Annotated in this window: 9 protein-coding genes; 8 read left to right on the top strand and 1 reads right to left on the bottom strand. The window is 36.0% G+C overall.

Features of this window, described 5'->3' with window-relative positions; translation table 11 throughout:
• Positions 1–2: 2 nt before the first annotated feature.
• The 4 genes from J9537_RS17440 (at position 3) to J9537_RS20715 (ending at position 5,586) form a co-directional block, all read left to right on the top strand.
• Positions 3–1,277 (top strand): PTS ascorbate transporter subunit IIC, encoded by a 1,275-nt coding sequence (locus J9537_RS17440; RefSeq protein WP_070508976.1) that lies wholly within the window; start codon positions 3–5, stop codon positions 1,275–1,277.
• Between the two features lie 27 nt (positions 1,278–1,304).
• Positions 1,305–3,281, top strand: coding sequence for a transketolase (tkt, locus tag J9537_RS17435; protein WP_070508974.1), 1,977 nt, complete (start codon positions 1,305–1,307; stop codon positions 3,279–3,281).
• 380 nt (positions 3,282–3,661) lie between these two features.
• On the top strand, positions 3,662–4,804 hold the full coding sequence (queG, locus tag J9537_RS17430; protein WP_070508970.1) for a tRNA epoxyqueuosine(34) reductase QueG: 1,143 nt from the start codon (positions 3,662–3,664) through the stop codon (positions 4,802–4,804).
• A gap of 191 nt (positions 4,805–4,995) precedes the next feature.
• Complete coding sequence (locus tag J9537_RS20715) at positions 4,996–5,586, top strand: hypothetical protein (RefSeq protein ID WP_245001361.1); 591 nt, start codon at positions 4,996–4,998, stop codon at positions 5,584–5,586.
• 156 nt (positions 5,587–5,742) lie between these two features.
• Here the strand turns inward: J9537_RS20715 and J9537_RS17415 are convergent, their stop codons facing one another.
• Positions 5,743–6,429, bottom strand: a complete 687-nt coding sequence (locus tag J9537_RS17415) for a hypothetical protein (RefSeq protein ID WP_218257672.1) — start codon at positions 6,427–6,429, stop codon at positions 5,743–5,745.
• A gap of 293 nt (positions 6,430–6,722) precedes the next feature.
• On the opposite strand from J9537_RS17415, the gene J9537_RS17410 reads away from it, so the two are divergent.
• The 4 genes from J9537_RS17410 to J9537_RS17395 all read left to right on the top strand — a co-directional run bounded on the left by J9537_RS17410 (position 6,723) and on the right by J9537_RS17395 (position 12,647).
• Positions 6,723–9,260 (top strand): AAA family ATPase, encoded by a 2,538-nt coding sequence (locus tag J9537_RS17410; protein WP_070537563.1) that lies wholly within the window; start codon positions 6,723–6,725, stop codon positions 9,258–9,260.
• A gap of 75 nt (positions 9,261–9,335) precedes the next feature.
• A complete protein-coding gene (locus tag J9537_RS17405; RefSeq protein ID WP_070508962.1) occupies positions 9,336–9,974 on the top strand; it encodes a hypothetical protein in 639 nt (212 codons plus the stop codon).
• Positions 9,964–11,034, top strand: coding sequence for a hypothetical protein (locus J9537_RS17400; protein WP_070537566.1), 1,071 nt, complete (start codon positions 9,964–9,966; stop codon positions 11,032–11,034). Before J9537_RS17405 ends, J9537_RS17400 begins: the two co-directional genes overlap by 11 nt.
• Before the next feature lie 602 nt (positions 11,035–11,636).
• Positions 11,637–12,647 (top strand): hypothetical protein, encoded by a 1,011-nt coding sequence (locus J9537_RS17395; protein WP_070508951.1) that lies wholly within the window; start codon positions 11,637–11,639, stop codon positions 12,645–12,647.
• Positions 12,648–12,662: the final 15 nt, after the last annotated feature.

Below are 12,662 nucleotides of genomic sequence, written 5' to 3'. Positions count from 1 at the left end.
TAATGGGAATCTTAAAGGTAGTGGTGTTTGATTTACTATCTTCAGCACCTATTTTAGTTGGTATTATTGCCTTAACAGGGCTGCTGCTGCAAAAACAGCCAGCAGATAAAGTGATTTCAGGGACCTTAAAAACGATTGTTGGCTTCTTAGTTTTTGGAGTTGGGTCGGCAGCGGCTGTCACTTCTTTAGATAGTTTTCAGGCACTATTTGCAGAAGGATTCGGCTTAAAAGGTGTTTTACCATTAGCCGAAGCGGTAACAGCGCTGGCGCAGGACAAATTCGGTACGACTGTCTCGCTGGTTATGCTGATCGGATTTTTGTGTAATTTGCTGGTAGCGAAATTTACACCGTTAAAATATATCTTCTTAACAGGACAGCACAATCTATATTTGGCAGCGTTACTAACCATCATGTTCAAGTCTTTAGGAATGAACAATTCGCTGACGATCGGTTTTGGAGGAATTATTTTAGGTATCTGTGCCGGGTTGTTTCCTGCAATCGCTCAGCCGTACATGCGAAAAGTTACAGGTGATGACGAGCTGGCAATGGGGCATTATGTAACAGTCGGTTATGCGATTTCAGGTTGGATTGGCTCGAAAGTCGGTAAACCGGAGGATAGCACGGAGAATCTGAAATTACCGGGCTGGTTAACCATGTTTAAGGATTATGTCGTAGGGGTTTCCATCACGATGATCATCTTCTTTTATATCGCAGCGATAGCAGCTGGAAAAGGAGCCGTTGAAGAGTTATCTGGCGGGGTGAATTGGTTAGTTTATCCATTGTTTCAAGGCTTAGGCTTTTCAGCAGCTCTTTATGTAATCATAACCGGAGTACGACTGTTTCTGGGAGAGATTGTCAGCGCGTTTGTTGGAATTTCAGAAAAGCTTATTCCTAACGCAAGGCCAGCTTTAGATTGTCCGGTAGTCTTTCCATTTGCTCCAACTGCGACTGTCATTGGTTTTCTGGCAGCTTATGCAGGTGGGCTAGTTACCATGATCATTATGGGACTGATTGGAACAATTGTGATTATCCCGGTAGCAGTACCTTACTTTTTCATTGGTGCAACCGCTGGTGTATTCGGAAATGCCACTGGCGGCTGGAAAGGCTGCGTGGTTGGTTCCTTTGTGGTGGGTATCTTGATTGCTGTTGGCCCAGCATTAATCTACCCAATTATGGAAAATATCGGCTTAACTGGTACATCGTTCCCAGAAACAGACTTTAATATTGTAGGGCTACTCATTTATTATATCGGACAATTATTACAAAGTATATTTTAAATAAAGAATTTGTTGGAGGAATTACTAATGAATACTATTGATAAAAAAACAATCGCGACAATACGGAACTTGACGGTAGATAGTGTCGAAAATGCAAAACATGGTCATATGGGAGCCCCCTTAGGAGCGGCGCCGATGGGCTACGAGTTGTTCCGCTATCATTTAAAGCACAACCCTAATAATCCTCATTGGTTCAATAGAGATCGCTTTGTATTGACTTCTGGTCACGGCTCGATGCTGCTCTATTCATTACTTCATTTATCTGGTTATGAATTATCAATAGAAGATATCAAACAATTTCGTAAATTAAACAGTAAAACGCCAGGGCATCCCGAAGTATTTCATACACCAGGCGTAGAAGCGACTACAGGACCATTAGGGCAAGGTTTTTCCATGACAGTCGGACTGGCGATTGCCGAAGCCCATTTGCGTGAGCGGTTTAATCGAGAGCAATATCAGCTGATTGATCATTTCACTTATACGATTTGTGGTGATGGCGATTTAGAGGAAGGTGTGGCGTTAGAATCTGCTGCGATCGCTGGGAAATTGGGTCTAGGCAAGCTGATTGTTCTTTATGATTCAAATGACATTACTTCAGATGGACCGTTAAGCTGTTCTTCTCATGAAGACATCCATCAAAAATTTGCAGCAATGAATTGGCAGACCCTGTTAGTAAGGGATGGAAATAACACCGATGAAGTTGCTGAAGCAATTAAACAAGCGCAAGTAGAAACAGGTAAACCAACTTTAATTGAAGTGAAGAATATCATCGGATTCGGCTCTAGTTTACAGGGGACAGAGAAAATTCATAGTAATCCAGTGGGAGCGGAAGAAGCGAAGAAAATTAAGGCAGCGATTGGTTGGGAGTACGATGAATTTTTTATTCCGGAAGAGGTAAAAGAAAACTTTGATCAGATTATCACTGAAGGTGAGAAGCAAGAACGAGCATGGAACCAAAGCTTTGACGACTATAAAAAGGCGTATCCAGCAGAAGCAGCTGAATTGATAAAAATGATTGAAGGAAAAACGGAGCTTCGTTCAGAAACATTGCAATTTTTTACTGAAGAAAAGATGGCGACACGTACAGCCAGCGGAAAAATGTTGAATCGTATTTATCAGGATTTGCCGTATTTTGTAGGAGGCTCTGCGGACTTAGCGTCTTCAAACAAAACAACTATCGAAGGTCGGCCGTTTATGGATGAAGTGAACCATGAAGGACCAAACATTCACTTTGGCGTTCGAGAATTTGCGATGGCGTCAATATCTAACGGTATCACTTTGCACGGAGGATTGCGAGGCTATTGTGGAACATTCCTAGTCTTCTCAGATTACATGCGTTCAGCCATTCGTCACTCCGCCTTAATGGGCGTACCGGTGACTTATATCATGACACACGACAGTCTGCAAGTTGGACAGGATGGGCCGACACATCAGCCAGTAGAACACCTTGCATCACTAAGAGCTATGCCAAATCTAGTCGTATATCGTCCGGCAGAAGCGAATGAAACAATCGTTGCTTGGAAGTTAGCTGTGGAATCCAAAAACAGACCATTTCTTATTGCTCTAGGTCGTCACGATGTTCCAGCCATTGCTGATGTGAAGATCGAAGGAGCTGAAAGAGGCGGGTATATCCTTTCAAAAGATTCGGATACCGCGGATATTATCCTGATCGCGACTGGTTCTGAAGTAGAAATGGCTTTGAAGGCAAAAGAACAATTGAATCAGTATACGGTCAACGTTGTTTCTCTTCCTAGCTGGGAATTGTTCGATGCTCAAAGTCAAGAATATAAAGACTCCGTCTTGCCGCCATCAATCGACAATAAGTTGTCCATCGAATTAGGATCTACCTTAGGCTGGTCAAAATATGTAGGGGCTAAAGGAAAATCAATTGGGATCGAACAATTCGGTAAATCGGGTCCTGCTAATGAGTTATTGGCAGAGTATGATTTTACGGTAGAGCGAATTGTCGAAGAAGCGTTGAAATTAATGGAGCAAAATAAATAGGCTAACAATAACCCGTGTAACTATCATGCATTGATAGTTGCACGGGTTTTCTTTTTCATTGCTCACGGTTTGACTAGTTTGCTACCTAATTATTGGATGGATTTTTGATTTTTAAAGAATTTGTAGGAAGTAAATATATTTATGGAAATGGTTAATACTAGTGAATATCGATGAATTTACTCTACAGGACTCGGTTAAAACAGGTGATTTCTTTTGCAAGCAAGACACATATGATATAGTAAGCCTGTAATTTCGTATCAGGATCTCAGTTCTACTTCCATCTTTAGCGGGATTAGTAGAATGACATACGTGGAGAGAATCAGACTCATTTTTCCAGTTTTTGAAAAATGATTACCATAGTACGAACTAGGAGTGGAACTATGCAAACCTTAAAAGAACGGATCATCGCTAAAAGTAAGCAGCTAGGAATAGATAAAATTGGTTTTACAACCGCCGAGCCCTTCGATTATTTGGAGGATTCATTGATTGAGCAACGCTCGCTGGGGCATACTTCTGGTTTTGAACATCAAAATATTAAAGAACGGCTGTATCCAGAAGAAACCTTTGAAGACCCCAAAAGTATCATCGCGATAGCTCTGGCCTATCCAACCAAAATCCACGAAAAAGTTCCCCGTGATGAAAAACGTGGGCAATTTGCGCGAGCTTCGTGGGGAACGGATTATCACTTTATTTTAGAAGAACGACTGAAGAAGCTGATCGACTTTATCAAAGAACAGGCTGAAACGGAACAGGTTCAAGCAGAGTGGCGCTTTGCTCCGCAGGTCGACACAGGTGAGCTGGTGGATGTCGCAGTCGCACAACGAGCAGGTCTGGGGTTTATCGGTCGCAACGGTCTGCTGATCACTGAAGAATATGGTTCCTTCGTGTACCTTGGCGAAATCATCACCAATATCCAGTTCGAGCCAGACCAGCCAGTGCCTAACGGCTGCGGCGATTGCACACGTTGTATTACCGGTTGTCCAACCGGTGCCTTATTAGGAGACGGTCGGATGAATGCGAAAAAATGTCTCTCTTATCAAACACAAACCAAAGGCATGATGCCAGAACAATATAGAAAGAAAATGCGCAACGTCATTTACGGCTGTGATATTTGTCAGCTCGTCTGTCCATACAACCGTGGTAAAGATTTTCACTTTCACGAAGAGATGGAACCAAAAATCGATGAAGTCCATCCAAAACTAGCACCGCTGCTATCCATCTCAAATCGCGAGTTCAAGGAACAATTCGGACACTTAGCAGGCTCTTGGCGCGGGAAGAAGCCGCTGCAGCGGAATGCACTGATCGCCTTAGCCAATCTCGGTGGGAAAGAAGCACTCCCAGAAATTCGCGCCTGTCTACAGGATCAGCGTCCAGTCATTCGCGGTACCGCTGTCTGGGCACTAGGCCAGCTGACTAAAAAAGTGCCTGATGAAACAATTAGTCTATTGCAGGAATTAAAAGAAACCGAGACTGTCTCAGAAGTCTTGATTGAGATAGCCAATGTTTTGGAAAGGCTTAGTTGAGGATAATGAGATCGAACACGAATCGAAGTGTTCGGTCTTTTTGTTTTGAATTTTTTTATAAAAGAAGTCATTTTATTTAAAAATCCCTCGCAATTGGGGTTTTTATTTCCTGAAATCAGCTAGTCCGCATCGATTGCCTCATTGTATAATAATGGCGGGAAAAAATTGTTGGTGTTGAGGAGGATGAAAAGGTGAGAGTAGAGTATCAAAAAACAAAATTATCTTACGGTGGCTATCGACCAGGGTGTGTGATCTGGATCACGCTATTGAACGGACAAAAGGCAGAGAAGTTCAATCTATTGGACCGAGATGGAAACGTTTTATATAGAGTTGAACAAAAAAATGATGGAGATGGAGTGATCGATAATAAGATTACTTATGAATCACTAACGGAAGAACAAAAAGAAGAAATTCAACGAATCCTTGAAAAAAATGAACCCCACTATAGTTGGGATGAAGAAGAAATAGAGGAGGCATTGAGCTATTTTGGCTATGAAGTTGCGCGCCTAGATGATTTAGTGAGGTATGCGCGAAAGAGTAATAAGCTTGTGGTTGATTACGACATTTACTCAAGCTATGAAGAAGACGAAGAAGGAAATGAAATAGATGATCTGTCTGCTATAGATTATTATGAAGTTGGCTCGATTTCGAGAGAGGAGATCGAAAATAATTTAGTTCAAAAACTTCTGGAACACAAGGAATGGGATACGATCGAAATGAAGATCATCGAGAATGGGCAGATGGATAGTTATTTGCTGGAATTTGAAGAACGCGGTGATTGAGAAAAGAAAAAATCTTCTATTGAATGGTCTTTTGATGTGATATGCGCCCCCAATATAAGCCACTGAAATATATGGTGGCTTATATTGGGGGTTTTTTGTATGGACAGAAGAATAACGCCCGAAGAACGAGTGGCTTTTGTACAAAAAAGAAAAACCCTAATAGGGCTTTTCATTCATAGAAACTGTAGTATAAGGACCGTTGTTTCCAGGCGGAGTAAAAGCAAGGACCATTTGTCCGCTGTTGTTCATATAAGCATAAATTTTCGTATCATTACCATTGAAAGGAGTAAAAAACTCAAGACTTGGTTTGCTGCTATCAGCCAATGAAAGCTTTAACTCAGTCGCTACTTTGACATCCTTCACAATGCCACTTTCGTTTACCTGAATAGTCGTTGTGGGGATGGTGATCGGGGTAAATGAAGCTGCCACACTCATATGAGCATCTGGTGCATAATTCCCCTTAGGACTGTAGGACATAGTCATATTTTCTCGATTCGGGTAAGTCGTTACTGCGAAACCGTAAAGATCATTTTCACCTGTGAAAACTGATCCTTTTGGAAATGTAACGGCGTAGGATTCGGATTCTTCAGAGCTAGACGTCGATACAGAAGTGGGATCACTCATTGTAGAACGATTTTCTGTTGAAGAACTTTCTGCCATTGATGAGGAAGTATTCACAACTCTTATGGAGTTACTTGGACCATCATTTGAAGATGAGCTCGAATTCATTATCTTAGTAGCTTCGATGTAAGAGATTAAGCCGATAATGATAACAACTAGGATAATAATTAATTTGGTAAGAGTGGATGTCTTCTTGGGTAAGTTATCTTGATTTTTGTTCATTAGGTGCGCTCCTGTGATTTTGTGAACTTTATTATAACGGATGATTATTGAAAAAGAAGGGGAAAATGGTGAAAGATTTGTGGGAAGATGGCACGAAGAATGAGTTTATTGAAACTAAGTTAATAGGCAATAAACAATCCTTTTTAGTTGAATACTATCTAGGAGAGATTCGTGGATATTAACGTGATTTATGTGATCATTTAGGTTCTAATATCGACCGTTCAGGAATTAACAACCTATTTATAATTAGAAATGTTATTATTAAAAGTGTTTGTAATTAAGGGGGTTAATATATGATAGGCCTGAAAATTTGCGATTGGTTGGAAGAACAATCTTATTGGGAACAATGTATCGGGGATGCGATTCTCAAAGGTAAATCTCTAAGTAGTGAAGAACTGGATGAAATTTATCAATTGTTAAAAAAAGAATTCAATTTAACTGATCAAAATTTACATAAAAGTGCCTTTAGTTTTTTGGGTTTTACCAATCATGTAGAAGATAAAAATCAAGCTAAATTAAAAAAGGTTTCTAGTGTAAGAGGAGTGAATGCTTTAAGTTCAAATGAAACACTAGAAATTGGAAATCAGCTAACGTTAATTTATGGAGAAAACGGGAGTGGAAAGTCAGGCTACACTCGTTTATTTAATAATGCGTTCATTTCAAGAGGTGATAAAAATATTTTACCCAATATTTTTGTTCCAAACAATTCTGAAGTTGGTGCAACTTTTAGTTTTGAGAACGAAGAAGGCCTCGTTACAGATTTCTTTTATCCAATCGATTCAAGTCACAATCATTTCAAAAAGGTTTCTGTTTTCGACACAGTTAGTGCAATGACTGACTTGACGAATGAAACAGAACTATCATTTGCTCCTATAGAGTTTAATTTTTTCGATAAGTACGTAAACTATTTTTCTGAGATTAATGATCGTTTAAAGACAGAAATAAATAAAAAAGATCTGGAAAACGTGTTTGTTGAATATTTTGATAGAGATACGGAAATTAAGAAAATTGTCGAAAAACTAGATTGCCTAACGGATATTAAGCAACTGCGAGAAGTAGCGATAATAACACAAGATGACGAAGAAAAGTTTAAGGAAAAGAAACAACGGAATGTTTTTCTTTTAGGCTTAAATATAAAAGAAAAAATGGCAGAATGCTCGAGGTATGAAGAGAATCTTACTCTTGTAAAAGAAAAGGTTGAAGCACTTAATAGTAAATTTTCTAATTCCAGAATTGAGAAAACGAAAGAATTGATTACAACTAGAAATAACTTGAAGGTTTTATCTGCTGAAGAAGGAATAGAAACTCTCAATGGAGAGACTATCTACAATTTAGGAAGTACTGAATGGAAAGAATTTATTCTTTCTGCTAAGAAATATTATGATTCTATTACTGAAGATATCGATCATTGTATTTTTTGTGGGCAGGATATTAGGAATATTGAAGTTATTGATAAATATTGGAAGTATTTGAAAAGTAAGGCTGAACAAGAACTAAGAAAAGCAGAACTCGATATTAAAAAAGTAGCTCAAGATTTTGCAAAACAAAAGTTTCAATTATTAGTACAAGAATCTAAATTTGATGATTGGTTGAAGAAAAGTGTGCCCGATTTACGTAAGGCATTGATGGATGCTGAAATAGAATTTGAAAAACTTAATACTTCTCTGATTGATAATTTATCATCTCTTGACTGGAAATTACCAGTAGAAGAATACAGGGTTGAAACTGGTGGTTTCGATGAGGCATTTGAGGCACTAAAGAAAGATAAAGAAGCTTTAAATTCCGAAAAAGTAGATAAAGAATTGAGTGAAATCAAGAATTACTTAGATTGGTATCATGATAAATTACAGCTTGAAAAGCTTTTACCTAGAATCGAAGCCTATTTGAAAGATTTAAAGTGGGTACAAACAGCTAAATCGATAAATATGTCTACTGGAAGAATAACCAATTTCCAAAGCAGATTGTTTAAACATTTTGTAACCAACGAGTATATAGAAAGATTTAATGAAGAATGCGAAAAATTAAACGCTAACTTTTCCGCCACGATTAAACAAAGAGGTAGAAAAGGAACCACACTAAAAAAATTAACCGTTAAAGGGAAAACACCAGTTGACATTCTAAGTGAAGGCGAACAAAGATCTATTTCTTTAGCAAATTTTCTCGCTGAAACAGGTCTGAACGATGACAATATGTGTATTATATTGGATGATCCAGTGTGTTCACTGGATTATAAAAGACGAGAGGTCATTGCTAAGCGACTTGTAGAAGAGGCTAAGAAGAAACAAGTAGTTATTCTTACCCATGACATTACTTTTTTATTACTCGTTCAAGACCTTTGTCAAACGCAAGAAATAGACTGTTGTGCTACGACAATTAGGAAGATTCAACAAAGTTCTGGGGTTCTTCAAAATTCACTTCCGTGGCTTAGTATGTCTGTAAATAAAAGATTAGGTAGTTTACAAAATAAATTACAAAATATTGAAAAACTGCATAAAAGTATTACACCATTAAATACTGCTCCGATAGAAGAATACGAAAGAGCAGTCAAGCTTTGGTGTGAAGAGTTAAGAGAAACATGGGAACGGACTGTAGAGGAGATTCTTTTCAATAATTCTGTTCAAAGATATAGCCCAGCAATCCAAACACAACGATTAAAGAAGGCGCCTTTTACAACAGCGCTGTATGAAGAATTAGAAGCAGGTATGGCTAGTTGTTCAAACTGGGTCCATGATAGAGCAGGTGGTTTAGGAGAAGGAATTCCTGAACCTGAGGAATTAAAATCGTATTTAGCGAATTGTAGAGATTTTGTGAAGAATAATAAGGCGAAGTAGTTCATATACGCCAATTGTATAAAATTAAAGTTGATAAAGTCTGTTTGCATCTATAAAAAATTATGGAGGGTGTATATGTTTCATAATTCGACTAAAACTTTTAGAAATACTTATTTCTTATCATCTTTTTTACCTGCCTATGTTTTCCTCTTATTAATACTATTTTTTCAACATTATGAAGTTACTAAAAGCATTTTACCTCTTGATTATGGACTAAGCAGTATGAAGATAATTGCTCTGTTGACATTCATAATGATGATTATATCAATTATTTGTTTGTGCATAGTCAATAAGATATTGAAAGGAGTAGTAAAAGGTTCAAAAAGCAGGACACAAAGATCTGCCTACATTACAAGAAATTATAATTTAGGAATGCGTGAATTCTTGTTGAGTGTTTTAGTTCCTGTAATGACAACAATATCAATAGAGGAACGGCCAATAACAGGATTTAGCTCAATGATTTTTTTACAATTTTTGATTTATCTCTTCTATTCGAATTCTAGCGAATATTTTCCTAATTTAAGTCTCCAGTTAATAAAGTATTCTGTTATAAATGGAAGAGACAATAAAGAAGACAGGGATATTTATCTTTTTGTTCAATCAAATCAAGTATCAGAAATAATAAATGGAAATGCAGATTTTGTTTATTTTGGAAAATTAAATATGAATAGTGAAATTGGAATAATTATTGAAGGAGAAAAGAATGGAAATTGACATTTCAGGGGTTTATTTGGTTGAGTATACAGACCTTGACAAGATAAAGATAAAAAAATTATACATAGAAAATGAGGAATTAAGAAAATTCTCAAAAAGAATTGTAATGCCTAGTCAAAAAAGATTACCGTACTTTGATGAAATAAGAGATAGTATTTTTTCCACATATCCAAGATTTAAGGTAGAAGAGTTAGACTCTGCTAACTATTTATTTTTTTTGAGTAAATTCTACGATCTTATTGAAGATTCTAATGATAAAGATTCATGGCTAAACTCATTAGATGAATTATTCGAAAAAAAAAATGTTTTTAAACCTAATGCGATTATCTATAAACTGACGGAAATCGATGAAGATACAAGGAATGAATGTATTTACATCAGCTCATTCAAAAAAAGAATGTTGATGGAAGATAAGACAATATTATTTGGAAAAAGAAGAAAAAAAGATAAAGACCTTGGTGTTAGTGAAATTGGCATTCTAGATAGAAGAAATATTTTTCTATTACCTGAAGAAGGGTTCGTATGTAGTATAGAAAAAAACGAGAAAGGTACTGGATTAAAAGTATATAATGCTATTGAACTAGATAAATTATTTAAAATTGATGCACTGATAGATGATTATGCAGAAAAGAAAATCAGAAGGTTTATTAGTAATGAAGAGAATCGTAAATTTAAGTTAACTAAAGAGAAGGCTGATGTTTATTTCAAAGATAAATCTGGTAATGACAGGGTAAACGAGGTAATTGAAAAGGTCAAATCAAGCAAAAATATTAACCTGAAAAAGACTTATGCAACTTTTTCAGGAAGATCTACTAAGACAATTCAAAAAATTAGCTTAGAGAGATTAAATGGAGTTATTCAAGAATTGAATTTGTATGCAAAAAATCCTCAAAAGGAACACTATTTCACTATTGATGAGATACCCAGAATTGATACAAAAGAGAAACAAATTTATGTGGATGAAAAATCCATTAAGATTTTTGCAGCTATGTTGAATAATGAAATTATTCAAAAATTATTGGATGGAACTATCGAGATTCCTTACTATCAAGATTATTAAGATCCTAAATTATTGAGATTATAGAATTAAGATAAGGCGGTGCAAAATTAAAAAAATAGATTTAGAGATATATACAAAGTTTAAGTTTTTTGCATATAATTTTTTATTGGAGATTTATCACAAAAAAGATTGATGAAGTTATGTAGTAAAATTCCGACTAAAAAAGTTGTAGTCTATCATAACATTTGTAAGGAGATATTAAATACTTCCAATATGTAGACTATTTCAAAACAAATAAATTGATTGTTACCCTAAATGAGGAGATGGAAGTTCAAGGTCACTATGCAGATGTCTATTTATCACCAGTATAGTCTTCTTATTATAATGCTACTATTCTATTTTAATGAAAGTTCCGTTGCTATCATTATTTCTCATTATAAAAATAAAATTTACTCATATGTAAATGATTCAAAACACCCTTGTATAAGCGAATCAGAAAACGATAAACAGTGGATAGAAGGTTTATAAAAAGGAAATTGTATGACTCAGAATCTTTCTATAGAAAATTTGTTCTTATCATTTGACGATTATTGTAATGATTTGAAATAAGGTATTTATTATGATGGAGGAATAGATTAATCATTTTTAGAAAAGAGGGAATTATGTTGGTAGGGGAAATATTTATTTTGATTGGTTTGATGATGATTCTAATGGTAATTCTAATTTTACTAGTAAAAGTAAAAATTAGTAGTCCGAAGGTTAATAAGTGGTTTTTGTTGTGCATTTTATCAATTCAAGGAATACTGTTTCTTGTATGGCGCATTTTTGAGACGGAACGAAATATCTATTATTTTCTATTTACCCAAACAGCATTAGCGATTTTTTATGTAATAGTGGATAAGGCGTTGAAATTAGAAGATAAGTTTATCGCAACGAAAGAGGATAATTCGAAACCTAATCTAAAAGCGACTGTCAAAACATTTTTTGGCGTTATCATTGTTTCTTTCCGGTGGATTGAAGTGATCATCGCTTTTATTTTCCCATTGGGAATATATGAACGTATAATCAATATAAAGGGATTTACAGAACTAACTGATGCGCTTGAAATGGTTATCATTATTTTTTTATTCTTTCCTATCATTTTTGATACATTTTCCTTTAGCATGAATATAAAGAAGAAATTTGTCTATCTGCTTTTTAGCTTTATTATATTTGTTGGTTTAATGAGTAGCAAGTGGTGGACAGGGATTAGTTTGCTATCAACAATTATCGGAATGGCCTTGAGTGAAGATTTTTTTAAAAAAAACACGACTCTTTTTCTAAAGGATAAGTTTGATGATTCATTTTTTAAAATCGCGATTCCTTGCACCACGTTAATTATTTATGTTTGCCTAATAGTGGTCCAAGATATTTTACCAAAAGAAATTGTAATTGGTTTAGTAAATCGTATCAGTCGGTCTGAAGTAGACCCGAAGTCTTTTGGCGGAAAAGTTGCTATTTGTTTGCTATTAGGATTTTTAGAAATCGCATTGTTCAGTATAATATGGCTGTTTATACGAAAAACTATCAAACGAAGCAAGGTAATTAATGAGTACTTCAAAAAGCAATTTTTCAATACAGAAGCGATGATTGGAGAGGCGATTAGAAAAAAAGCTGTTAGAAAAACTGAGTAAAGGAATTACAGGATA

The organism is Enterococcus raffinosus, assembly GCF_019175485.1.
In the GTDB taxonomy this organism is placed as follows: domain Bacteria; phylum Bacillota; class Bacilli; order Lactobacillales; family Enterococcaceae; genus Enterococcus_A; species Enterococcus_A raffinosus.
The sequence above is the reverse complement of the archived record's forward strand: the minus strand, read 5'-3'. Positions and strand labels throughout refer to the sequence as shown.